At 42.2% G+C, this 25496-nt stretch carries 20 protein-coding genes and 6 pseudogenes; 12 read left to right on the top strand and 14 right to left on the bottom strand.

Going from position 1 to position 25496, the window contains the following annotated elements; genetic code table 11:
* Nucleotides 1-5 precede the first annotated feature (5 nt).
* Nucleotides 6-2252 (bottom strand): annotated as a pseudogene (gene ptsP / locus NI466_RS12480) (phosphoenolpyruvate--protein phosphotransferase); the annotation flags it as partial.
* A 261-nt stretch (nucleotides 2253-2513) separates the two neighbouring features.
* Nucleotides 2514-2840 (bottom strand): annotated as a pseudogene (locus NI466_RS16065) (PTS mannitol transporter subunit IIA); the annotation flags it as partial.
* A gap of 354 nt (nucleotides 2841-3194) precedes the next feature.
* Here NI466_RS16065 and NI466_RS12475 point away from each other — a divergent pair.
* A pseudogene (locus NI466_RS12475) lies at nucleotides 3195-3344 on the top strand (VF530 family DNA-binding protein); the annotation flags it as partial.
* A 353-nt stretch (nucleotides 3345-3697) separates the two neighbouring features.
* On the opposite strand, the gene lldD reads toward NI466_RS12475, so the two are convergent.
* The 4 genes from lldD to NI466_RS12455 all read right to left on the bottom strand — a co-directional run bounded on the left by lldD (nucleotide 3698) and on the right by NI466_RS12455 (nucleotide 7649).
* Nucleotides 3698-4843 carry an FMN-dependent L-lactate dehydrogenase LldD gene (gene lldD / locus NI466_RS12470; RefSeq protein ID WP_004282143.1) on the bottom strand — a complete coding sequence of 382 codons (1146 nt, stop codon included), beginning with the start codon at nucleotides 4841-4843 and terminating at the stop codon, nucleotides 3698-3700.
* A gap of 3 nt (nucleotides 4844-4846) precedes the next feature.
* Nucleotides 4847-5590, bottom strand: a complete 744-nt coding sequence (lldR, locus tag NI466_RS12465) for a transcriptional regulator LldR (RefSeq protein WP_004282146.1) — start codon at nucleotides 5588-5590, stop codon at nucleotides 4847-4849.
* Nucleotides 5591-5607: 17 nt separating this feature from the next.
* Nucleotides 5608-7272 (bottom strand): L-lactate permease, encoded by a 1665-nt coding sequence (gene lldP / locus NI466_RS12460; RefSeq protein WP_004282148.1) that lies wholly within the window; start codon nucleotides 7270-7272, stop codon nucleotides 5608-5610.
* Between the two features lie 224 nt (nucleotides 7273-7496).
* Nucleotides 7497-7649, bottom strand: coding sequence for a hypothetical protein (locus tag NI466_RS12455; RefSeq protein WP_370940781.1), 153 nt, complete (start codon nucleotides 7647-7649; stop codon nucleotides 7497-7499).
* A 288-nt stretch (nucleotides 7650-7937) separates the two neighbouring features.
* Between NI466_RS12455 and NI466_RS12445 the strand changes: the two genes are divergently transcribed.
* The gene (locus NI466_RS12445; RefSeq protein WP_228738685.1) at nucleotides 7938-8171 is read left to right on the top strand and encodes a hypothetical protein; all 234 of its coding nucleotides are present in this window, start codon (nucleotides 7938-7940) and stop codon (nucleotides 8169-8171) included.
* 189 nt (nucleotides 8172-8360) lie between these two features.
* On the top strand, nucleotides 8361-8702 hold the full coding sequence (locus NI466_RS12440; RefSeq protein WP_086044954.1) for a histidine kinase dimerization/phospho-acceptor domain-containing protein: 342 nt from the start codon (nucleotides 8361-8363) through the stop codon (nucleotides 8700-8702).
* Nucleotides 8703-9123: 421 nt separating this feature from the next.
* Here the strand turns inward: NI466_RS12440 and bioD are convergent, their stop codons facing one another.
* The 7 genes and pseudogenes from bioD to NI466_RS12405 all read right to left on the bottom strand — a co-directional run.
* A complete protein-coding gene (bioD, locus tag NI466_RS12435; RefSeq protein WP_044112456.1) occupies nucleotides 9124-9789 on the bottom strand; it encodes a dethiobiotin synthase in 666 nt (221 codons plus the stop codon).
* Nucleotides 9786-10571, bottom strand: coding sequence for a malonyl-ACP O-methyltransferase BioC (gene bioC, locus NI466_RS12430; protein ID WP_086044955.1), 786 nt, complete (start codon nucleotides 10569-10571; stop codon nucleotides 9786-9788). Before bioC ends, bioD begins: the two co-directional genes overlap by 4 nt.
* On the bottom strand, nucleotides 10538-11707 hold the full coding sequence (locus NI466_RS12425) for an 8-amino-7-oxononanoate synthase (protein ID WP_004647805.1): 1170 nt from the start codon (nucleotides 11705-11707) through the stop codon (nucleotides 10538-10540). Before NI466_RS12425 ends, bioC begins: the two co-directional genes overlap by 34 nt.
* Nucleotides 11704-12984, bottom strand: a complete 1281-nt coding sequence (bioA, locus tag NI466_RS12420; RefSeq protein ID WP_086044956.1) for an adenosylmethionine--8-amino-7-oxononanoate transaminase — start codon at nucleotides 12982-12984, stop codon at nucleotides 11704-11706. Before bioA ends, NI466_RS12425 begins: the two co-directional genes overlap by 4 nt.
* An 88-nt stretch (nucleotides 12985-13072) precedes the next feature.
* Nucleotides 13073-13783, bottom strand: coding sequence for an alpha/beta hydrolase family protein (locus NI466_RS12415; protein ID WP_086044957.1), 711 nt, complete (start codon nucleotides 13781-13783; stop codon nucleotides 13073-13075).
* A 66-nt stretch (nucleotides 13784-13849) separates the two neighbouring features.
* Nucleotides 13850-14839, bottom strand: coding sequence for a biotin synthase BioB (gene bioB, locus NI466_RS12410; protein WP_005093784.1), 990 nt, complete (start codon nucleotides 14837-14839; stop codon nucleotides 13850-13852).
* Nucleotides 14840-14986: 147 nt separating this feature from the next.
* A pseudogene (locus NI466_RS12405) lies at nucleotides 14987-15595 on the bottom strand (IS982 family transposase); the annotation flags it as partial.
* On the opposite strand from NI466_RS12405, the pseudogene NI466_RS12400 reads away from it, so the two are divergent.
* From NI466_RS12400 to mdh, 8 genes and pseudogenes are all read left to right on the top strand, one after another.
* A pseudogene (locus tag NI466_RS12400) lies at nucleotides 15584-16114 on the top strand (TolC family protein); the annotation flags it as partial. The pseudogenes NI466_RS12405 and NI466_RS12400 overlap by 12 nt on opposite strands.
* A pseudogene (locus NI466_RS12395) lies at nucleotides 16104-16514 on the top strand (transposase); the annotation flags it as partial. The pseudogenes NI466_RS12400 and NI466_RS12395, both read left to right, overlap by 11 nt.
* A 306-nt stretch (nucleotides 16515-16820) precedes the next feature.
* Nucleotides 16821-18977 carry a TonB-dependent siderophore receptor gene (locus NI466_RS12390; RefSeq protein WP_253173746.1) on the top strand — a complete coding sequence of 719 codons (2157 nt, stop codon included), beginning with the start codon at nucleotides 16821-16823 and terminating at the stop codon, nucleotides 18975-18977.
* Nucleotides 18978-19048: 71 nt separating this feature from the next.
* On the top strand, nucleotides 19049-19660 hold the full coding sequence (locus tag NI466_RS12385; protein WP_005093768.1) for a DUF4198 domain-containing protein: 612 nt from the start codon (nucleotides 19049-19051) through the stop codon (nucleotides 19658-19660).
* 42 nt (nucleotides 19661-19702) lie between these two features.
* On the top strand, nucleotides 19703-19984 hold the full coding sequence (locus tag NI466_RS12380; protein WP_071321188.1) for a hypothetical protein: 282 nt from the start codon (nucleotides 19703-19705) through the stop codon (nucleotides 19982-19984).
* 3 nt (nucleotides 19985-19987) lie between these two features.
* Entirely contained in the window at nucleotides 19988-21547 is a 1560-nt protein-coding gene (locus NI466_RS12375; protein WP_086044959.1) for a PepSY-associated TM helix domain-containing protein, read from the top strand.
* Nucleotides 21544-21816 (top strand): hypothetical protein, encoded by a 273-nt coding sequence (locus NI466_RS15985; protein WP_086044960.1) that lies wholly within the window; start codon nucleotides 21544-21546, stop codon nucleotides 21814-21816. Before NI466_RS12375 ends, NI466_RS15985 begins: the two co-directional genes overlap by 4 nt.
* A 255-nt stretch (nucleotides 21817-22071) precedes the next feature.
* Entirely contained in the window at nucleotides 22072-23244 is a 1173-nt protein-coding gene (gene mdh / locus NI466_RS12370; protein WP_086044961.1) for an iron-dependent methanol dehydrogenase, read from the top strand.
* Nucleotides 23245-23749: 505 nt separating this feature from the next.
* Here the strand turns inward: mdh and NI466_RS12365 are convergent.
* A complete protein-coding gene (locus NI466_RS12365; protein ID WP_004647792.1) occupies nucleotides 23750-24931 on the bottom strand; it encodes a helix-turn-helix domain-containing protein in 1182 nt (393 codons plus the stop codon).
* Between the two features lie 201 nt (nucleotides 24932-25132).
* Between NI466_RS12365 and NI466_RS12360 the strand changes: the two genes are divergently transcribed.
* The coding region (locus NI466_RS12360; protein WP_253173744.1) for an aldehyde dehydrogenase family protein at nucleotides 25133-25496 on the top strand (364 nt) is incomplete at its 3' end.

Below are 25496 nucleotides of genomic sequence, written 5' to 3'. Positions count from 1 at the left end.
CGTAATTACTCCACCAATGCACGTACGGCAGACGCACTGTCACAACTTAAGGCTTGCTGTGCGACCTGTTTGCAATTTATATAGTTCAAACCACGAATTTGCGCCTTCACCAATGGAATACTGGTACTCGACATACTCAACTCATCCACGCCCAAGCCTATCAATACAGGCACAGCTTTTGGATCAGCAGCCAATTCACCACAAATGCCCACCCATTTACCATGCTGATGTGCTGCCCGAACAGTTTGATCAATCAATAGCAAAATACTCGGATGTAAGCCATCAGCTTCAGCAGACAACAGTGGATGACCACGGTCAATCGCCAGAGTATATTGAGTCAAGTCATTGGTTCCAATACTAAAAAAATCAACTTCTTGAGCAAGAATTGGAGCCAACAATGCTGCCGCAGGAACCTCAATCATAATACCGACTTGTAAGTTTTCACATGGATGCTGTATGCGAACCTCATCCAAAATTGCTTTTGCTGCTCGCCATTCTTCAACCCGCCCAATCATCGGAAACATAATTCTTAATGGGCGATTATCCGCTGCTTTAAGTAAAGCAACCAATTGCTGACGTAACAACTCTGGCTTACGTAAAGTCAGACGAATACCACGTAAGCCCAAGAATGGATTTTCTTCCTTTTCAATAGGCAAATACGGCAAAGGTTTGTCCCCGCCCACATCAAGTGTACGTACCACCAATGGACGACCTGCCAAAGCATCTAACACCACCCGATAATCGGCTTCCTGTGTAGCCTCATCAGGCGCACTGCTGTGTGACATAAAGACCAATTCTGTGCGTAGCAAACCAATTGCTTCTGCCCCATCGGCCACAGCCTGTATCGTAGCGCCCACTTTGCCAATATTGGCTGCGATTTCAACTTGATGTTGATCCAGTGTGATGGCAGGTTCTAAACAATGCTGTTCCGCTTGTTCTCGCAACTCACGCTGGCGTTGGCGCTCTGCAATGGCATGATCAATCTGATTTTGCTCGGGTGAGACCACATACTCCCCAATATCCCCATTAATTAGCACGGTGGCATGGTTCTCAATATTTAAAACAGCTACACCTGCACCTACGACTGCTGGAATAGCCAGAGCACGTGCCACAATGGCGCTATGGGCACTCGCTCCACCAACCGCGGTCAAAATGCCTGCAACACGATCTTTATTCAGACGCGCTACATCACTCGGACCAACATCATGCATAATTAAAATATAAGGTTGCTCGGGTTCTGTGACATCGGCCACACCACACAAAGCAGCCAAAACACGCTCACCAATATCCCTTAAATCAGCCGCACGCTCTGCCAGTAAACGATCGCTAAGTGCAGCCTGTGCGGTAGCAGCTACTTCAATATGATCATGCCAAGCTGCAGCAGCAGACAACCCTTGTTTTAAACCGCGTTGTACACTTTGGAGGAGGTCTGGATCATCCAGCATTTCCAAATGTGCCATGAATATCTGTTTAATGGCAGTAGATTCAGTATGTGCAATGAATTGACGTAAGCTATTTTTCACCTGATGAAGCGCAATTTCAAGCTTTTCATTCTCAGCTTTAAAGCTCTGTCCGCGACGTTCATAACTAAATTCACGTGGCTTCACCACATGTGCAGGACCAAAAGCAAGGCCAGTTGATGCAGCAATACCGCAGCTACCCGTATCGCCATGTGATTCAAAAGGCATTAATTCCAAAGTATTTACGACTGGGTCACTACTGCTATGCTGATGAGATACAAGGTCAACAGCTTCAACCTCTTCTCCTAAGCCCTGTTGAACTGCATCAATAATCTGTTCTAAGCCTGCTACAGCATCGGTATCAGGTTGTGCAATAAAAGTCAGAGTTTGACCACGACGGCATCCCATGGCTAATAATTTGGTTAAACTTTTTGCCGAAACGTAAGCCCCCTCATCTACAGCAACGAGAATATCCCCTGCAAATTTCTTGGTCATATTGACCAAGTGTGTCGCGGGACGCGCATGTAGACCATGAGCGTTAGCTAAGACAATACGACGAGATGGCCAATCAGGAATCAGTTCAGCACCAATTAACTGCGCCAATTGGTGACTATCTTGCTCTTGGTTGAGGGTATGAACTTGTTCAGTATCAAACAAAATATCCATTAACCGTTGAAACCGTTGCATATCCAGTTGCTCATTACTGGCAATACACACCAAAGTCTTGAGCATTTCCTGCTGATGGCTTAAAACCTGTTCCGCTTTTACCAAACTTACAGCTGGGCTCAAAACATGCTGGTTAGAAGTGATCGACCAGACCGCCTCCCCTAAATGAATCATGCTGTTTAGATTTAAACCCGACAGAAAACCACACTCCACCATTTTTTGCTGTTTCAGCAACTGTGTTGCCTGCCAAATTAAATCTTCTACATCAAGTGCGGGAACTTGGGTGGCGATTAAATTTTCATGCAATGCCAAAGATGCGGGTTGGGCTTGTAATAATGAAATAATTTGCTCTGCAGATTGAGCCTGTTTCACTTGATCAGCGACATCATTAATTAAAGCTCGCGTCAAAATTTGTAAGACTTGCAAATGCTCATCTGATTTCGCAGCAATCACCACTGCTAAATAAATTTTATTTTCACCGTCCCAAACAACTCCTTCAGGAAAGTGTGCCAGACGAATACCAGTTTTTAAAATACATTGGCGAGACTGAGGCGTCCCATGCGGAATGGCAATTCCTTGCCCTAAATACGTTGCACTTTGTTGTTCGCGCACGGTCAACCCATGAATATAATCAGGTGTAACCAATTGGTCTTCGACCAAGATATCGACTAGACATTGCAACGCTTGTGCCTTATCAGTGGCGTGTTGTTTCATTCGAACATGTTGTATATCTAGCGCGAGCATAAAACGTCCTTGCAAAGCAGCATAGTGAGAAGATGCTTTTTTACTGCAGAAAAAATAAGTCGAATTCTACTCAGGATTTACACAAAAATCTGTATTTTTTGATTTTATCTTGATAATCATTATTACGACGCAATTAAGAAACGACGAGATTCTCCAAAGCCCAGTGTTGCGATAGTTGGGTTTAGTTCTAATTGAACCGCTCTATCTCTGATTTCAGGGGTATATTTAGGTTTTTCATCGGATCACTACGCTTCGCTACGTCTTGCGAAGCAATGCGTCTCATCTCAGAAAGTTTGGTCTCCGACAAACCCGGTACGGTTCAGTTTAAGTCGTAAAATTGAAGTTAGATGTTTTTGCATAGATCCAAGTGTTAAATCATCATTGCGATTCTTGCGTACCACACCCTAGGCACGTGAAAAAGTAGAAAGCTTATATTTGTACGTGTTACGTCAAAAAGCAAAACAGAAACCGTAGCCCCAGGCAACACCCCTCTCATCATAAAATTATACCAGTCAGTAAAATACCTTTAGATTAAGCATATGTATGTTGGTTATTATTGTTGATTATCACAATAAATTAGTGCCCAAAAATCAAATTACCCCACCCTACATTAAATTACACCACACAAAATAAAAACTCTATATAACTGTTATATATAGAGTTTACTAACATACCAATTATGTTATTTAGTGTATTTTATGTTGGTGACTCTTACCAAGGTTGGTTTTTTTCAAAAGGAAGCTTTGTTTACCCAAATTATTTAGATAAGAATCTCTTTTTCCAAAGGAAAGTTGGCAAAGCCTTAGTAATGTGAGTAATTAAATCGCTTACTCTTTCTCTAGTTTGACCAGGCAATCCGATGTAATATCTGCAATGGTTCTTGCACCAGTCAATGTCATTGCCACACGCATTTCTTTCTCAATCAAATCTAGTAAATTACTTACCCCAGAACCGCCGGCAGCACCAAGTGCGTATACAAATGCACGACCAAGCATACAAATATCTGCACCCATAGCCAACATACGTACCACATCAAGACCGTTACGAATCCCTGAATCTGCTAAAATTTTGATGTCACCTTTGACCGCACTTGCGATTGAAGGAAGCGCACGAGCAGAAGACAAAACACCATCAAGCTGACGACCACCGTGATTGGAGACCACAATTCCATCTGCTCCGAAACGTACTGCATCCTTGGCATCCTCAGGATCTAAAATCCCCTTAATAACCATGGGACCCTCCCAATAATCACGAATCCACTCAAGATCTTTCCAAGAAATTGAAGGGTCAAAGTTATTTCCCAGCCAACCGATATAATCTTCCAGACCTGTCGGCTTACCTAAATATTTCGAAATGTTACCCAAATCATGCGGACGACCCAATAAACCGACATTCCAAGCCCAGTGTGGGTGCATACACGATTGCATATAACGACGTATTGCAGCATTTTTACCACTCATTCCTGAATGTGCATCACGATAACGCGCACCTGGAACAGGCATATCGACTGTGAATACTAAGGTAGAACAGCCTGCGGCTTTAGCACGTTCCAAGGCATTTTTCATAAAACCACGGTCACGTAGTACATACAGTTGAAACCACATCGGACGTTGAATCGCAGGTGCCACTTCTTCAATTGGACAAACTGAAACTGTTGATAAGGTAAATGGAATGCCCTTTTTATCTGCGGCAACCGCGGCTTGAACTTCGCCACGACGCGCATACATACCCGTTAGACCTACAGGTGACAATGCCACTGGCAACGCCAAATTTTCACCAAACAATTGCGTTTCTAAGCTCAGCTCAGACATGTCATTTAACACACGTTGACGTAAAGCGATTTTTGATAAATCGTCTACATTACGCTTTAAAGTATATTCCGCATAGGCACCACCATCGATGTATTCAAATAAAAATGGCGGTAAACGACGTTTCGCAGCTTCACGATAGTCATTTGCAGAAGAAATAATCATAACTTATGTCCTATTTAATCGACTCGAACGTTGACGACGAGCTTCTTCTTCATCGATCATACGTACGCGTTGAACAACAAATTCAATATGCCCACAAGCTGCCTTACGTGCAGTCTCTGAGTCTTGACGTTCAATTGCGTCCATCACCTCAAAATGCTGGTCATGCAATTGTTCAAAATGTTGTGGTGTGGTGTAAACTTTACGTCGCCCTAACATCACGTTGTCTTGCAATAAATCAAACAAACTACGCATCATTTGGATCAGCACTAGATTGTGGGATGCTTCTGCAATCGCCAGATGAAAATTCGCATCCGCTATTGCTGCGTGGGCATCATCACCTAAAGCCTGAAAATGGCTAATCTGCTCAAAACATTGACGAATATTGATCAAATCACTGGGTGTGGCACGTTGTGCGGCATACCATGCTGTACCACCTTCAAGCACCATACGAGCTTCTTGTACATCAAAACGATATTCAGGATCCTGATCCATCAAACCGGATAATGGCTCAACGATTTGATACTGTGACCAATGTGCAGGCAACTGCTTTAAATAGGTGCCTGCACCCGCTTTGCTCTGAATAATCCCTGCGGTAATCAGTTGTTGAATCGCCTCACGTAAAGAGCTACGAGACACACCTAACTGTTCACAGAGTTGGCGTTCAGCAGGTAATCGCTCTCCGACTTGCACATTATTTTTTTCAATCAATAGACGTAAACGCTGTACCACTTTGTCGGAGACTTTCATTTTTTTCCTTGACCCGTTTACGGAATCATCCACGGGAAAACATAAGCTTGTAAGGTCACAATAATACCAATCATCACCGTAAAGATAATGCTGTGTTTTACTGTAAATCTAAATAAATCAGATTCTTTACCAACTAAACCCACTGCTGCACAAGCAATCGCGATTGATTGAGGGGAAATCATCTTACCTGTTACTCCACCACTGGTATTGGCAGCAACTAACAAGACTTCAGGCACACCGATTTGCTGTGCTGTAGTTGCTTGTAACGCTGAAAACAATGCGTTAGCTGAAGTATCTGAACCTGTAAGAAACACTCCAACCCAACCCAAGAATGGTGAAAAGAACGTGAAAGCCTGACCCGTATGTGCCAGTGCTAAAGCAAGCGTCGCTGACAGACCTGAATAGTTTGCAATGAACGCAAAAGCCAGTACCATACCAATCGAATAAATTGGGGTTTTTAGTTCATTCACGGTTTCAAAGAATGTCGAAACTGCCTCTTTAGGTTTCATGTTTAAATAAATAATCGTGATCAATGCCGCCAATATAATCGCCGTACCCGTTGCTGATAACCAATCAAACTTATAAATCGCATCATAATCTTTAATTTCAGGCACGACAGGTGGTAGCTTTTGAATCAATTGATGCAAATACGGCACTTTAATTGAAACTACTAAATCACTTAATGGGCCGTCCTTAACAAATAAATCTTTAAAAGGTTTGATGCTCCAGATCGTCACCATTGCTGTAAGTATCAGAAATGGAGACCAGGCTTTGGCTATCTGTGCCACACTATATTGTTTACGAGCTTGCTTGATAATAGTTTCATCTACCTGTATATTTTTGTCCTCAAAAAGAAAAATATGTTTTGGTTTCCAATACTTAAGCAAGATAGTTAAACTGATTAATGATGCAATTGCAGCAGTGATATCGGGTAACTCAGGCCCAACAAAATTTGATGTTAGATATTGCGCTAAAGAAAAAGATAAGCTGGCAACTAAAATAGCAGGCCAAGTTTCTTTAACCCCACGCCAACCATCCATGATTGCCATGATCCAGATCAATACAATTGGCACCATAAAGGGTAACTGACGACCAACCATTTGACTGATTTCCATGGTGTCAACACCTGAAACCTGCCCAGCGACAATGATCGGAATTCCCATTGCACCAAAAGCAACAGGTGCAGTATTAACTATCAGGCATAGCCCAGCCGCATATAAAGGCTTAAAGCCGAGTCCCACCAACAGTGCCGCAGTAATTGCGACGGGCGCACCAAAACCTGCCGCACCTTCTAAAAACGTACCAAAAGCAAACCCAACTAATAGCATTTGCAGACGTTGATCTTCTGTAATTGACAGAATAGACGAACGAATAACATCAAACTGTCCTGTTTTTACTGAAATCTTATATATAAAAACTGCACCGATAATAATCCATGCAATTGGCCACAGGCCGTAGAAGAATCCATAGACCATTGATGCTAATGCCATTCCAATTGGCATTTTGTATAAAAATAATGAGACCAGAAAGGCTAAAAAAACGGTAATTGTAGCGGCTACACTACCCTTCATGCGAAAAATAGCTAACGCTAAAAAAAAGAAAATAATTGGAACTAGCGCAATAGCACTCGAAATCCAGATATTGCCTATAGGATCATAAATTTGTTGCCACTGTTGAAGCATTGTCTACTCCTTGAAATGCTTAACTACTAGATTGAACAGTTTATTGTACTTAAACACTAAATTGGTATGACCAATTTAGTGTTTAAGAGATAAAATGTGCATTTTGTATTGGCGATATTAGTAATATTAGCCCAAAAACACAATATAAAAGATTTAATTTATTTTTTGGTATGACCAATTTTTATAATCTCTTAAAATTTTATATATTAGATTTCTTTCATAATTCACTTTTTACTCAGCTCAAAATTATAGATTCCCACAATTAAATTAAATCTTAATCCTAGTCTTTTGCCAGGGTTGCGATATCGCTCGGCAAGGATTTTGAAGGTTTTCAAAGTTCCAAATACCTGTTCAATTCCAATTCTTCTTTTATTGATTTCTTGGTTATAAAGTTTTAGCTCGAGATCTGGTTTTTAGTGCTTTTTTGCTTTTAATGGCCATAAACTATTTGGATACAATGTATAAATCCCTTGATAGCCTTTATTTGCAAGAGGCTTTGTTGCACAAACCTACCACTGAAAGCTTCTTAGGGAATATAATTTCTAAATGAAGAGGTCTGCACCCAAGATCTATCGTACAACCAGTTGATCTACCTACAATAAAGCCTTGCTCAGTCAAGGAAATACATCAATTTGGTTTGATTCAGCCATCCAATGGTCGCTCGATTGACTCAACAACTGCCGATGCAAAACTTGGATGAAAATGTACTAGCCCAACAACTTCATTCCACCAATCAAGAGCAGTTGATTGCCTATAAAGTGTCTTTATTTGACTCTGACGTCAGTGTCGTTCAGCATGTGGTAGCAAAAACCCGAGGTGCACCGAAAGATTTAAGCCACCAAGTAGTTGGCTTTAGTACAAAGCAACAAGGTGAGGCTCAGTTATGTGTTACGTCGTGAGGATATTCAAGTGGTGGCAGCAGAGCGGATGTTCCTACGTGGATAATTGCTCAAAAAGATTTTATAATCGGTATTAATACCAATAATTTTGTCTTTATTGCTATGTATAGACTTAATCGTTTTGATTATTCGTCGAGAGCTTAAAGCCTTAGATGAAGTTTCAACCTTTTAAGTCAGCCAAATTTATCAGTGAATGATGCTACTCACTATTTAAAAACCTTAGATGCCAAAGTAATGCCTTCCAAGGTACAGTCCTTTGCCCAAAACTCTAAGCACTTAATACATAAACTGCATCAAAATCCGGAAAATGAAAAAGTATTTAGTTCATACGCCGCCCATGAATTGCGTAGTCCTTTAACCGCGATCAAAACTCATATTCAGCTTGCACAACTGATGGCAGAACAACAGGCAAGCTCGCCCAAATTGCAACAGAGCTTGCAGCAGGTACACCTTGGTATCCGCCGATGTACCCAGCTACTGGAACAGCTTCTAGCACTTTCCTCTACCGATCAAGTACTGAGTGATATGTAGTACAGTATTGAAATTGCACGGCTCCTGACTCAGGTGATTGCCGATTTACAGTCGCTTTATCCGGAAATTGAACCCAGTTTAACAATTGACTGACCGAGCCTGACCCGAATTGCCCTACCCGATTTTGAACTAGATACCGTCTTTAAAAACCTACTTAACAATGCTCTATTGCAGGCACAGGCAAACACCATTTCAATTGCTATGCTGCATGTGTGCTGATCATTCATAATGATAATCAAAGGTTGAAGATATGCATACTTGGAACAGCGTTTCTGGCATAAATCTCCCTAGCAAAATGGGCATGGGCTAGACTTATATTTGATGAAAATGGTGTTAAACAAATATGGCTATCAGATTCAATTTACAGTGGCGCAACCTTAATATTTAAGCATTCACATCAGCCTCGCTGCAAGCGGATCACTTACTTATGAGAAGACAGGGCTAAATTTAAAGCTGGAATATCAACCCATGTCGTATCAGCAAAATCACGCTGCAAATACTGTTTTAAATAAGCAATGGTATCTTCAGCGATCAAGGGATCTTTGGAGTTATCTGCATGATTAAAAGCAATGGCATATAATTGAACCCCGCGGAGTTTTAACAACTCAAGACTCAGCAAGGTATGATTAATACTACCCAAACGCCCTGAAGTGACCAGAATCACCGGATAATTATGTGTCTGAATATAATCAATAGTTAGGAACTCTTCGGTTAAGGGCACCATTAGACCACCTGCACCTTCCAGCAAAATACAGTCATAGCCCGCAGCCAGCTGTTCGGTGGCCTGCTGAATCTGTTCAAAATTAATGGCTCGCCCATCTAGACGCGCAGCAAGATGCGGTGAAGCCGGATACGTAAAAATTTCCGGCATGGTCAGTTTTTGCTGGTCTTCCGGTAACAGTCCACAACCCATAATTGCACGATGCTGTTCGATATCTTCTGATATATCGACATTTCCGGTCTGGATCAGCTTTTGGGTTATAGTACGAATACCCTGCTCATTCCAAATTTTGGCCAAGAAACCAGTAGTAAAGGTTTTACCAATTGCGGTATCAATGCCGCTGACAAAATAAATCTGTGCGCTCATGCTGTCTTCCGTGCAATGACATAAATCGGATGATAAGTAAGTACATACTGTTTGCTTTTAGGATCTTGGAATTGTTGATAGCCGGTATAAAAATCCTGTAAGGACGATTTTGTCCACCGAAACCCCTGTGCCGTCGCCTGTACACCAGTGGATTTGATATGCTGTAACACCTGTTTCGGATGCTCAAAATGCAAGGTCATCTGTTCTTCTGTCTGCAGCAGAATGTCAAAGCCTAAGGATTCAAGCAGTTCACAGACCTCCGCTAAAGGCAGATAATCCAAGCCTTGTCCGGTCAGTGCCTTAATTTCCTTTAAATTATTGTCCGTATAACTGGCAAAACACAGATGCCCAGAGGGATTTAAGGCCTGCGCAATGTTGAGCAACAATGCTTTTAAATCCGAGATCCATTGCAATGCAGAACACGACAGCACCATGTCCAGAGACTGCGGCAGTGGCAAGGTTTCAATATTACCAATCCCCCACAAAAGCCGATCAGCTTCCGGGAAATGCTGCTTCACTTCGGCATATAGATCATTTAAAAATAAATGATCAAAGCTGTAATACTGCATAAAAAGCCGGGTAAAAAACCCTGAACCGCAGCCAATTTCCAATACCCTTTGCAAATGTGGTTGTGCTACATGCTGCTGCATGAACTGCATCAACTCTGCCGCTACGGCACTTTGTACAAGCGCATGCTGCTCATAACTGAGATTTGCCTGAGCAAAACGCTGGGCAATCTGTTTGCTGTTCATCGCGGTAAATTCCTCAGCACCTGCAGACATGCGTCCAGCTCATCCGCAGAAATGTTCTGGTTCAGGGAAATTCTGAGTCTGGAGGTGTTGGCAGGAACCGTTGGCGGACGTACTGGCAGCACATAAAACCCCTGCTGTTGCATAATTTCAGTCGCCTGAATGGTGCGTTTTGCCTCACCAATCAGTACCGGCACAATTTGCGAGGTTGACGGACAGTGATATCCCAAGTCTTGAATGCCCTGCTGACAGCGTACAGCCAATGCTGCCAAATGTACTCGTTCTGCCTGAAGCTGCTCTACCTTCTGAAAAATAAATCTAGTCCAGGCCATACATAGTGGCGGCTGGGCGGTACTAAAAATTAAAGGTCGCATGCTATTGATCAGATAGTCACGAATCACTGGCGCACAGACCAGATAACCACCAACTGAAGCCAAAGCCTTGCCAAAGGTACCGACTAGGAAATCAATTTGATCCAATACTTGATACTGTTCTGCGCAGCCCAATCCACGTTCACCGCGCACACCAATTGCATGTGCCTCATCGACATAAAGCATAACTTTTGCAAACTGCTGTTTTAATGCCACCAAAGCAGCTAAATCTGTTTCATCCCCATCCATACTGAAAATTGATTCAGTTACCACAATGATGCGCTGGATAGATTCATCTGACTGATATTTTTCTAAAAACTGAGTCAAATGCTGCAGGTCATTATGGCGGTAACGCACATAGCCAGCTTTAGATAAACGAATCCCGTCGATAATACTGGCATGTACCAGTTTGTCAGCAATGATCATGGTTTTAGCATTACTGAGCGCAGGAAGAATCCCGATATTCATGTGATAACCACTATTAAACAGCAGTACTGAACGTCCAAAAGCCTGTGACATCTGTGCTTCAAGTTGTTCAAAATTGGGAAAGTTTCCTGTCAGTAAACGTGAAGAGCTTGAACTCATATATCGCTCAGACATCGGCGTGAGGTCAAAAAATTCTTCACGTAGCGTTAAGTTGGATGCCAGACCTAAATAGTCATTGGATGCCAGATTCAGCATCTCTTGGCCATTGAGTTGCAATCGTGGCTGGCTAGAAATATTGGACTTAAACTGGCGATATTGCCCTTGCTGTTTCAAGTCATCTAGCTGCTGCTGGAAATGGTCAAGATGGTTCATGCTACTGCCTCTATCTGCTGAATCATCTCCCGCATATGCTTTAATAAAGTTTCAAGTTGCTGTGTTGAAATTACATATGGCGGCATGACATAGACCAGACGGCCAAAAGGACGAATCCAGACGCCACGGCATACACATTCAGCCTGAAAACGCGCCAAATCAATAGTTTGATGTAGCTCAACCACGCCAATTGCGCCGAGGACACGCACATCTTTGACTTGTGCCAAGGATTTTAAATCCAGTAAATATTGTTCTAGTGTCCTTTCAATCTGTTGAATACGCGTCTGCCAGTCTTGAGCCAGTAACAGCTGGGTACTTTTTAATGCGACCGCACAGGCCAACGGATTAGCCATAAAAGTTGGGCCATGCATGAACACACCCGCTTCACCACTTGAAATCGTCTCTGCTACATGGCGAGTGGTTAAGGTCGCTGACAAGGTCATATAACCACCAGTCAATGCCTTACCGATACACATAATGTCTGGTGTGACCTGAGCGTGTTCATAAGCAAATAGTTTTCCAGTGCGGCCAAAACCGGTGGCAATTTCATCTAAAATCAGCAGTATATCGTACTTTTCACACAACAACTTAGCTTGCTTTAAATATTCTGGATGATAGAAACGCATCCCGCCTGCACCTTGCACAATCGGCTCAATGATCATGGCAGCAATCTGTTGATGCTGCTGTACCAGCAGGTGCTCAAGTGGCTGTATATCTTCGGGTTGCCATGCCCCATCAAAACGGCTTTGAGGGGCCGGAACAAATAAACGGTTCGGCAAACTCGAACCAAAAATTTGATGCATACCAGTTACAGGATCACAAACCGACATGGCATTCCAGGTGTCGCCATGATAGCCAGAGCGTGTGGTAACAAAGTTAGTTTTTTGTGGTTGCTGACGTGCATTCCAATATTGCACAGCCATTTTCAACGCCACCTCAACCGCGACCGAGCCGGAATCGGCAAAGAAAATTTTATCCAGTTCAGGCGCCGTGATCTCAAGTAGCAGTTTAGACACATCAATCGCAGGCTGATGAGTCAAACCACCAAACATGATATGTGACATCGACTCTAATTGTTTTGTTACGGCCTGATTGAGTTCAGAATGATTATAACCGTGAATTGTGCACCACCAGGACGACATGCCATCAATCAGCTCGGTACCATCTTCAAGTTCAATGACTGCACCATTTGCAGCTTTAACTTTGTAACATGGCAAGGGTTGTGTCATGGAGGTATAAGGATGCCAAATATGCTGTTGATCAAAAGCGTCCTGCACAGAATTTACCCCAATTATTAAAACTAAAACTGATCTTAGCGCGTTAAATCTGAAAATGAAACGTCAAGAGCTACCAATCTCTTTTTGCTTAAGCCAGATCGGCTAAAAATTTTAAAATTGGCTCAACGAGTAACTTGGCATCAAAAAGGATGGCATCGTGCGTGCCCTGTATTTTTACCAAATTCAGATTTTGGGTTGTTAAAAACACAGATTCTTGACTAACTTTGTAAGGAACCAACATATCATTCTCGGAAAATATAAATAGCATCTTGACTGAATGATTTTTTAAGATATCCACTAGATTTAATTGCTGCAATAGATAAAGATGCTTAACCTGATAGTTTAAATCAATACTATTTAACTGTTGGTGCAATAATTTTGCACGTTCACGCGCTGCTGCGCCAGCTAAAGTGACCAAGGTACAGAAGCGCTGCATCCCGCGTTGTGGATCAGCCAGTATGGAGGATTTAAATTGTGTATATTGTTCAACTGGCATTGCATGTGGCCATGCTTCGTTGGCCACGAAACAGGGATTTGACATACAGCAAATCACTGGCTTGGCAATTTTCAATTGTTGCTGGATTTCATTAGCCAGCAAAAGTGCCAACTGTCCACCCAAAGACCACCCCATCAAGACATCAAACGAACTCGCCTGCCTGACTTTTTCGGCCAAAAGACTTTCTACGTTAGGATCGAAAATATCCCATACTTTAACTTGATGCTGCTGCCGCAACTGTTCTACAAACGGGGTTAAGACCGCTGTTCCTAGCCCCCAACCCGTAATCATCAGTATCTTCATTTTGTCTGTTCCAATAAAAAAGGGACCAATTCAAGTTGAAATGATCCCTGTTTGTTACACGATTAATTAAGCAGGTTGCATCGCATCTACAGCCAATTCTTTAGCTGTTTTCTTGGCAGCTTCAGCTTTTAAGCCTAATTTAGCAAACAAGGCTTTGTCTTTACCTTCACCACTGTTCGGGGCAGTAAGCAATTTATCACCTGAAAATAATGAGTTAGCTCCAGCCATAAATGCCAGTGCCTGATCAGAGTCAGAGAGAGATTCACGACCTGCCGACAAGCGGATATAACTCTTCGGCATAATAATCCGTGCTACCGCAATAGTACGAATCCAGTCAATCACATCCAGTTTTTCAACATCGGCCAGTGGTGTGCCTTCAATAGGAACCAACATATTTATGGGCACCGAACCCGGGTGAATCGGCATAGTCGCTAGTTCAAACAACAAACCGACTCGGTCTTGTACGCCTTCGCCCAAGCCGACAATACCGCCACTACAGACATTAATTCCGGCATCACGTACATGATCAAGCGTATTTAAGCGGTCATCAAAGCTACGTGTACTGATGACATTGGCATAATATTCACGTGAGGTATCAAGGTTGTGGTTATAATAATCTAGCCCTGCATCTTTCAGACGTTCCGCTTGTGAGGCATTCAGCATCCCTAGAGTCATACAGGTTTCCATGCCCAGTTTCTTGACTTCCTGCACCAGTTCCAGCACATACGGCATATCGCGTTCATGCGGATTACGCCATGCTGCGCCCATGCAGAAACGGGTCGAACCGGAAGCTTTGGCCTGTTTGGCTTCAGCAATCGCCTTTTGTACTTCTACGCGTTTTTCAATTTCCAGATCAGTATCGTAATGTGCAGATTGCGAACAGTATTTACAATCTTCCGGACAACGGCCCGTTTTAATTGAAAGCAGAGTACTGACCTGAACAGTATTCGGTTCAAAGTTTTGGCGATGAATTTGCTGTGCCTGAAACAGTAAATCCATTAAAGGCAAGTCATAAATTTCTTGTATTTCGGCACGTGACCAATCATTACGGATCATCTTGTCTGCATCATCTAAAATTCCATTGAGTAAATCATACGCTGTTTTTTTTATTTTTCTTTAGCGTTTTCTTTCATATTCATTGCCTGCTTAAAATAGCTTTAGTGTATCAAGCTATTTTGAAAGCTTATTTAACTCGAATCCTGCTTAAGCCGATGATTCCTTAATTTGAATTGTTGGCTTATTTTGATGAGTGAGTTGATATGCACATAGTGAGGTGTAAATTCCACTCAGAAACCCATGAAGACTACGTGCTTTACTCGTCACTAAATTGTATTGCCCCTTCAATAAACTGAATAATGTTTCTATCTTATTGCGTTGTCTTAGGTGATATTCATCTGATGCACAAAGTTGAATAGCCTGCATATTCTTTCGATGATAAATAATTAAATCAATACCTTGATATTTCAATCTAATTTTTAATTCTTGGCTGATGTAACCTCGATCCCCGTAAAGTTTTGCTTCTACACCAGCAACCAATTGCTCAACCATTTTTATGTCAGCAACATGTCCATTCGATAAAGCAGAACAGGCAATTTCACCAAATTGATTCATCGCAATACGTAATTTACAGCCATAAAACCAGCCCATTGAGCTTCTACCATGTGATGCAATTTGGATTAATGATTTATGACGCTAAATACGTTGATTTTTACAAATTGGCAGAGTTGTTGAATCAATCCATAAATATTGTGTACCTTGGCCTTTCATCAGTGCCACATGTAAAGCATGTAGAGCTAATTCATGCATACCCAATTGGCTCAAGCCAATGTGAAAGCCCAGCAAGCGGCAAAAAAACCGAATGTTTTTGCTTTTGGCGAATATAGTCTGGATCAAAATGAAAACTGGATTGTCGGAGTTGCCGCACGCTATAACCTGTTTTCCGGGATCGATAAAAACAAGAATATTCAGGCTGCCGAACTCAAACGCTCTGCTACAGAATTACTCACTGCACGCACCCAGCAAGAAATTGAAAATCTGATTTATAAATCTTATAGCGAAGCACTCAGTGCACAGCAAAGTGATGCACTTCTGGCACAAAACTTGAAAGCCGCACAGGAAAATTTACGCATCCAAGAATTGTCTTTTAAAGAAGATATGGGCACCGCCACACAGGTCATCGATGCACAAAATATGCTGAGCGGACTACGAGCTGAAACTGCCTTGAATGCCTACAAATATGTGATGTCACTGGCCACCCTATTACAAAGCCATGGCTCGATTACAGAATTTCCGAACTACATTCAACATACCAATACCCACTATAGATGCTAAAACTCTTCAAATACGAGCAGTTCAGCTCACAACGAATAATGTGAGTGATTCACGAATCCTTGGGGAGTTACTTGATCAAATTCCGTTGGATGAACAGATTGATTCAGTTTATACAGACGAGGCTTATAACACCAAGCAATGCCGTCAAGTCATTGCAGACCGGTAAGCATATGCGGTAGTTCCCTCCAGAAAAAATGCAAAGCCTTAGAAAACTACAAAAGTTCATTCGCAAGAGCGAAATGAATTACTTCGAACCGTTAAATGTTTAGGCAGGACACTATGGAAGAAATGGTCAGGCTATCATCGGCGAAGTTTGGTCAAAACCAAAATGTATTGCATTAAATTATTAGGCGATAAATTAACGGAATTAGGTCGACCTCATACCCAAGTTGTCACTTGAATTCGAGTAACTTAGAAAAGATCTATCTCTGAAGCCTTTATGCAACAAAGTCACTCCAGATTGAGGATTTGAAAATTTATAGTGCAGTATATAAACAAATTGGTTCAGGAGCACAAAAGTAAGGTAATAACATCTTTTTTTAACAGTGATATTTTATTGTTCCCTACTCCTTACATTAAACTTTTATTTGTAGATTTACCTATCATTAACTCATTTTTCATTTGGATTTCCTATTATATTGAGATTGCTTTAAGAGATATTAAACAATAATATTACTGATAATTATTATCATTTACATTAACTAAAATGTTTTATACCGTTCCTCCATCATTTAAGCTTTCTCTTCTTAGTCTTGCAATTTTAGTGTCCCAGCAAAGTTTTGCCGATGATACTCAGCAATTACCGACGATTACAGTTACAGCGGAATCAGAACAGAGTGAGCTCAGCTCCGAACAGAGTAAGGCTTATATCATCCAAAATTCGTCAACCGCCTCAAAACTGAATATTCCACTCAAGGAAACGCCGCAAACAGTCAATGTCATCACTCGCCAGCAACTGGATGACTTTGCCTTAGATAATACCCGGGAAGTACTGCGTAATGCCCCTGGCATTATTGTCAACAATCAGGAAACGGAACGGAGCTCCTACCTTGCCCGAGGTTTCGAGATTTCGAATGTTTTAGTGGATGGCGTTGGTATTCCACTCGAAGGCTATAATTATAATAATGATAATCCGGACAGTTTTTTGTTTGACCGTATCGAAGTGGTGAAAGGCGCAAATGCCTTAAATAATGGAATTGGCGATCCCGGCGCAACTATTAATATGATTCGCAAACGCCCGACATCCGACCTTCAAACAGCCTTTAATGCCAGTTATGGCTCATGGAATACGCAGCGCTATGAAGTAGATGTATCCTCTCCTCTCACCCAAGATGGAAAAGTCAGAGGTCGTGTATTTGGCTATCAACAAACAGGCGACAGTTATCTGGATCGTTATGAACTGGAAAAAAACGGCATAGGTGCTGTTGTGGAGGCAGATATTACTGACACAACTCTATTGACTGCTGGCTATACCGAAACCAATCACAAGCCGAATGGTGTCAATTGGGGTTCTAATCCACTGATCAATACTGAAGGCGAGCAGCTCAGTTACTCACGGAATTATAATTACAGTCCAAGCTGGGCCCACTGGGATAGCAATATTAAAAGTTACTTTGCCGAGCTTGAACAAAAACTGGGTGGCGACTGGACAGCCAAACTGACCTATGATGAAAAACGTACACAACGCGATTCAAAGCTCTTGTTTCTGTCCGGCAAACCTGGCGCAAATGGCACTTCAGGCATCTTCCTCTACCCAGGCATGTATATTGATGACAATAAAGAACAACAAGCCAGCCTGAGTTTTAGCGGCACCTATCCGCTTTGGGGACAACGCCATGAAGCCTCATTGGGCTATGTCTGGGCCAAAAATCGTCTGGATGAATTGGGTTATGCTGGCAGCTTTGTCAATCCGCTGACCACAGATTTAGCCAGCTTTACACCCGAAGAACCAAGCTGGGATATGTCGAAAACCAGTGGTGAAATGCATATCCGGCAGAAGAACCAGAGCCTTTATGCTGCGACCCGACTGCATCTGAATGATGATCTGAAACTGCTTTTAGGTGCGAACTACGTTCAGGCTGAAAGCAGTGGCAGTAGTTATGGAAAAGATACTGTTTATGATGAAGATAAAGTTTTATCCTATGCCGGTCTGACCTATAACTTTAGCCCTGAATATACAGGCTATCTGAGTTATACCTCGATTTTCCGTCCGCAAACCACCAAAGCAGATGATGGCAGCATTAACAAACCGATCGAAGGTGAAAGCTATGAAGTCGGAGTCAAAGGTTCTTGGCTAGATGACAAGCTTACCGCCACCATGGCTGTGTTCAGAACGGAGCAAAGTAATTATCCGCTTCGTGATTCTGATGGTATCCCGACTTTACGCACAACTCAGGTCAGTGACCTGCGTTCCCAAGGCTACGAGTTTGGCTTGGCGGGACAACTGAGCGACCATTTAAACTTAAGCTTTGGTTATACCCAGTTTAGCCTGAAAGATCTGATCAATGGCGGTGATGCGCGTACCTTCAATCCAACCCAGTCTTTTAATCTTTTAACTACCTATCAGGTGCCGCAACTTCCAAAACTGAAACTGGGCCTTGGTGTGCAGTGGCAAGATCAGACCTATCTAGATGTGCCTGAAGCAACCGCCAATGGAGTGATTACCCAGAAAGCTGGAATCATTGAGCAGGATGCTTATGCGCTCGTGAACTTAATGGCCAGCTATGAGCTGAATGAGCATATGACCTTGCAAGCCAATGGTAATAACCTGACCAATGAAAAATATCTGTTCAATTTCCCGAATCAGCAAGGTTTTTATGGTGCACCAGCAAATTACAGCGTTGCTGTGAAATTTAAATACTGATTTTCAAACTTAGCCTTGACGACATGTTCAGGGCTAAATCATCACTACATACACAAAAACAGGTAAAACAAATGAAAAAAATGATCGCTCTGACCCTCGGACTGTCTATGACACTTTCAGCTCAGGCGCATATGCTTTGGCTGGAACGTGATACAGATAAGCAGACTCATGCGTTCTTTGGTGAATATAGTGAACAGCTTAAAGAAACGCAGCAAGGTGCCTTGAAGTCTTTTAATCAAGCAAAGGCCGTTCAGTCTAGAAAAAGCTTTAGTCCTCAAATGCAACAAGATCATTTGCTTTATGCGACCCAAGGCCAGACAGATGTCCAGCTCAGTCATGAATTGATCTATGGAGAATCATTGTTGAGCTATCATGCCAAATCCGGCAGACAAAACTTGAAAGCAGAGTCAGAACTAGATATTGTCCCGACTCAGATCAACAGCAATACATTTACGGTACTGTATCAGGGTAAAGCTGCTGCGGATGTTGAAGTCACAGTCTTTTCCCCGCAATTCTGGCTAAAAAAATACACCACCAACGGCCAAGGCCAGATTACGATCGCCACGCCATGGAAAGGTCAATATGTCATTGAAGTTGGCAAAGAAGCAGACAAGGCAGGAAAATTGAATCAGCAGGCCTATAAAAAACAGTATCTGGTCACGACTTTAAGTTTTGTTTATTAAGTTTTTAGATTTTCATCAGTATAGATTTATTCAAGGCCAAATATGATGTCTGTTGTAGTGCAGCCACTTGCCATTCTCTATCGCTTAGGCATGACCTTTGGCATTGGCTACTTGTGCAGTTATTTAATCGCACTCGATCTGGCTTACTTTTTACAAGCTTATTTGCCTAAAGCTGAGTCTGTCTATTTGGCTGCATTTACTGCCCTGATTTTTTATGTTTGTTTTGTGATTGGAATCTTCTGTATCCAAAGTTTAAAAAAGCTTTCTATCTATAGCCTGATTCCTTTACTTATTTTATTTCTCTTCTCCCGCTTCATAGGTTAAACCATGCATAAATCTGTCCGTCAATCCATGGCATATTTACATTCATGGCTGGGTTTAAGCTTTGGCTGGTTACTCTTTGCGATCTTTTTAACAGGCGCGGTCACCTATTACCGACATGAAATCAGTCTATGGATGCAGCCTGAATTTGCCACAATGCAAGTCAATCAGGAAACTGCCTTAAAATCTGCTTACAGCTATTTACAGCAGCATGCACCGGACGCCCAAAACTGGTATATCGGAGTCGCCAATCAAGACTCACCGGTGAATAAAGTCTACTGGCAAAAAGCGGATGGTGGCTATGAAGTCAAAACCCTGGATGCTTCGACAGGAAAAGAATTAAACCTCTCGGCCACCCAAGGGGGAGATTTTTTCTATAATTTTCATTTTCAGCTCTATGGTATGCCCTACACCATTGGTCGGCTGATTGTGACGATTGCTGCCTTTATCATGTTATTGACTCTGATTTCAGGAATCATTACCCATAAAAAAATCCTGACAGACTTTTTTACCTTAAGAGCCTTTAAAGGACAGCGCTCTTATCTGGATTTTCATAATGTCAGTTCAGTGATTGCTCTGCCGTTCTTTTTGACCATGACATTTACCGGGTTGGCGATTTTCTTTTATATCGTGCTGCCTTCCGGTATGAAAAAACTTTATCCAGACAATCCCTTTCAATATTTTGAAGAAATTCGCACAATCAATACATCAGCCACCCCCTCAGTTCCTGTGAAAACCCAGATGCTGCCAATTCAACATTTTATCACCACGGCACAGCAACACTGGGGATATGCGGAATTTGACAATATCACGGTCAAGCAGCCCAATACCCAGCTGGCACAAATAACATTAACCCAACTCCAAGATCATTCCATTACCCGAAATCAGGCACAGCTTATTTTAAATGCAGCTACCGGAAAATTGCTTGAAAGTACACGCAATGAAAGTGCAATTGCCACACTCAATGCCGGCATGTATGGTTTGCATATGGCACGTTTTGCTGAACCTGCTTTACGTTTAGGATTGTTTTTCTCTGGCATATTGGGCTGCACCATGATTGCCTCCGGTCTGCTGCTGTGGAGTCTGAAACGCCAGATGCAGAAAAAATCAGCGCGGTTTCATCTCGGACATTATTTGGTGAACCGCTTGAATATCACCATGATACTTGGCTTGCCGATTGCCATGCTGGCTTATCTCTATGCGAATCGTTTTATCAGCATCCCTGTAGGTGCACCAAATTATGAGATTTATAGTTTTTTCAGTATTTGGCTCGGCAGTTTCATTCTGGCATGTTTAACACCGCAGCAATATTTATGGAAAATTCAGCTTAAAATCCTGATTGGTACTGCCTTTATAATTCCCCTGATTGATATTTATTATTTAGTTTCCCAGCAATATGTTGATTCTTTTGCGACTTATTGGCCTTTTTTGCGTATTGATCTGATGTTATGGACCTTGGCACTTCTCGCCCTATTGTTACACCAGAAAATTACGCCCATTCAGCAAAAGGCTATTAAGAAAATCCAGACCAAACTGAAAGCCGTACAGCAGGAGTCTTCCATATGATATGGATCGCAATCATGGGGCTTTTATGGCTAAGCTGTTTTGGTTTTTATGCGGTGAGTGAAAAGCAGATCGTAAAAACCCGAAAATCTCGGTACGCTTTTTTAGCGAATTTTCCTACGTACACTAAGTTCGCTGCAGGTATTTTCTTATTCGTCGTAATGGTTTTATTACGGACCCGGTTTAGCTACAGTATTAGCTTTGTGGCTCTATGGGTATTTCTAAGCCCTGTACTTTTTATCTTTATCTTAAAAATGAATAAAGCATTTTAGTATTTATTTAAAATCAGAAAGTAGTAAACAGCCTAGTGCGCTACTTACATGCCCTCTATTGAACCAATCTACCCAGTATCTGCTAAACCTTGGCAACCTACTTTTAAATATTTCAGATTCATTATTTTGGCTAGAATCAGAAATTTAAATTGGTAGGTATTTGGTAGGTAGGATTCTTTTTAACTTCATCCAATACTTATATTACGGTGAGGGTCACCGATAAAATAATCAATTAATGGTAGAAGGAATCACGCCATGGCTTTTAAAAATATTTCAGATCAAACTAACGGTTTTTATATTCCCTGTGTTTCACTTTTTGGTCCGGGCTGTGCTAAAGAAATCGGGATAAAAGCACAAAATTTAGGTGCCAAGAAAGCGCTGATTGTAACTGATGCGGGGCTGTTTAAATTTGGTGTTGCAGATGATATTGCAAATTATTTGAAAGAGGCGGGTGTAGACAGTTATATTTTCCCAGGCGCGGAACCCAATCCAACTGATATTAACGTGCATCATGGAGTTACAGCTTATAATGAAAATGCCTGTGATTTTATTGTATCGTTAGGTGGGGGTTCCTCACATGACTGTGCCAAAGGCATTGGTCTAGTCACTGCAGGTGGCGGACATATCCGTGATTATGAAGGGATTGATAAAAGTACCGTCCCGATGACACCACTGATTGCAATCAATACTACGGCAGGGACAGCTTCGGAGATGACACGTTTCTGTATCATTACCAATACCGATACCCATGTGAAAATGGCGATTGTAGATTGGCGTTGTACACCACTCATTGCGATTGATGACCCTAAACTTATGTTGGCCAAACCTGCAGGGCTGACTGCGGCAACAGGTATGGATGCCTTGACGCATGCAGTAGAAGCTTATGTGTCTACGGCAGCAAATCCAATCACTGATGCCTGTGCAGAAAAGGCGATTACCATGATCAGCGAATGGCTTAGCCTGGCAGTGGCGAATGGGGATAATCTGGAAGCACGGGATGCCATGAGCTATGCCCAATATCTTGCCGGAATGGCCTTTAACAACGCCTCTTTAGGATATGTGCATGCGATGGCACATCAGCTCGGAGGCTTCTACAACTTGCCGCATGGTGTTTGTAATGCAATTCTGCTCCCCCATGTTTGTGAATTTAACCTGATTGCTTGTCCTGAACGTTATGCCAAAATTGCCCAATTGATGGGGGTGAATACAGAAGGCTTAACCGTAACTGAAGCAGCTTATGAAGCGATTGGCGCCATTCGTCAGCTTTCGGCTTCAATTGGTATTCCATCTGGGCTGACGGAATTGAATGTAAAAGAAGCTGACTTGGCCATCATGGCGGAAAATGCACAAAAAGATGCCTGCATGTTGACCAATCCACGTAAAGCCAACCATGCCCAAGTGGTAGATATTTTTAAAGCGGCGATGTAGTACCTCAATGTAAGTATTCTCTCCAAGTATCTGACTTACATTTTTAACAGCCCCTGTTTCACTTCCTGAGGAAGTGTGCCAAGAGCAGACATGCATTTTCCTGTTCCTGGCTGATCCTTTTGCCTTCATAAGAGGATAAAAGCGGGGGGTGTTTCTTTTTTATGAAGTCCCCTTCATTATGAATATCGACATTAATCCCATGGTAGAAAAATGCCACTATTTTTTTAGCCCGTTCTAGCCACAAATAAAATTTCATAGCGTATTATCTTACGATTATATTTGATCCCTGAGGAATAAACTGCGCGTCCTTCAAATGACATGAAGGTGAGCGTAGCTGATATCAAGCATCTAGGCAAACGGCAAACTGGGTAGCCACTGATAAAAATTTTAGGATCAGGTTCAGTCTAAATTAATAAGTAAACTCACAGTAAGCAAGGATAATACTTAATATTCCAGAATATTCCTATTTTAACTGTTTAGCTTTGTACCGACAGTTACATCAGCTTTAAAGATTTTTATATTTTAACAGAGTCTGATGAACGGGATGGTTTTTGGGCATCAGTTCAATCAGGCGTTCTACAGCATCAATCGCTTCAGGAAAATGTGCCACATGTTTCAGCAAGACATCGGTTTCATTAGCCTTGAAAATGGCATCGCTCAGGCGTGATTCCAGACAATCTCTCCAAGCGCATAGAAATGGACTTTCTGTTTTGGCCAGAAATACGCCGGTACATAATTTCAAGGCTGAATCGATATACCCAGCATCTAAAGATTGCTCTGTCATTAAAAAATCAGCCTCTACATGCGCCAATAAACGATAGGGTCTGGAACCCAGCATACCACCTAATAAATCGCGTAATTGTGACATTTCTGCTTTTAAAGTCCCCATACTGACCTTGCGCTCGCCATATAAGGCTTGATGCAATGTATCTAGACTCAGACCCTGCGGACATAAGGCTAGAATGGTCAGAATTTCAATCTGTCGAGGAGTCAGAACCAGCATCTTGCCATTAAACAGCACTTGAGGTACTGAAAAAGCTCGAATAAACAGGCGCTGCTTCTGGCATTCTAGTAGAGCCGACTGGATGATCGTAGCACAGCGCTCCGCAGCTAGTAGTGCTAAACTGTTATGCTTTGGCCAGGTAGTCGACAGATCAATGACACCTAAGACCTGTTTTGAATAGGGATCAATAATCGGGGCAGCGTAACAAACCCAATCATGAATGGAGGACATGTAATGTTCACTGGAAAAGACACAGCTGGATTGTTGAGTTTTTAAGGATAATGCCAATGCATTGGTTCCGACTAGCTCTTCGCGCCATTGCCCACCTTCAATAAAATGTACACTTTCTGCGGCACTTTGCATTTGTGGGCTAGAAGCTGCCCAAATGATGGTGCTGCCGATATCTCCGACCGCCAGCACCATAGAAGATTGCTCGGCAATATGTTTTAAATCCTGAGCACAATGTTGCAGGGCTTGGGCTAAAGTTGAGGAAGAAGTGGTCTTTTTTAAATCCGTCAGCGGTGCTGCTAAACGATTCTTCGGGATTTCAGCCGAGGATGAACGTTGCCAGGAGCTGGCAATACTCTGTCCCAGCTGTTCTGCATGTAAGGGAGACAAACTGCTGTTTTGCCGAAGCTGATCAGTATTGTGCCTTTTTTCCATCAAATCTTGTTTTGTCATCATTCCTTATTCTCACAACAATTCATGATTTACATCCGCTGTAATCGTTATTTTTTTAAAATGGATGAAAATATCGTGAACATGCTAGCCCCAACCTTTTTCCAACCTTATACCAGTTATATTAATCAAATAAGGTGCAGAAGTACCTTATACCAAAGCTGTAGAAGCGGTTTTGCCATACGAAAATAAGCAAAGGAAATAAATATGCGTTACGTCGATCCTAATCAACCTGATTCAAAAGTTCATTTTAAAGCACAATACGAGAATTTTATTGGCGGCGAATGGGTCGCTCCGGTCAAAGGTGAATACTTTGACAACATCTCTCCGGTAGATGGCAAAGTCTTTACCAAGGTTCCGCGTTCTTCTGTAGAAGACATTGAATTGGCCCTGGATGCAGCGCACAAAGCCAAAGAACAATGGAACAGAGCATCGCCGACCACCCGCTCCAATATTCTGTTGAAAATTGCCGACCGTCTGGAACAAAATCTGGAAATGTTGGCTGTGGCAGAAACCTGGGACAATGGCAAACCGGTCCGTGAAACGCTGGCTGCAGATATTCCACTGGCGA

Source organism: Acinetobacter lwoffii, from assembly GCF_024129595.1.
GTDB classification, from domain to species: Bacteria; Pseudomonadota; Gammaproteobacteria; order Pseudomonadales; family Moraxellaceae; genus Acinetobacter; species Acinetobacter lwoffii_O.
Note: the sequence above shows the minus strand (reverse complement) of the source record. Positions and strands in the feature narration are given on the sequence as shown.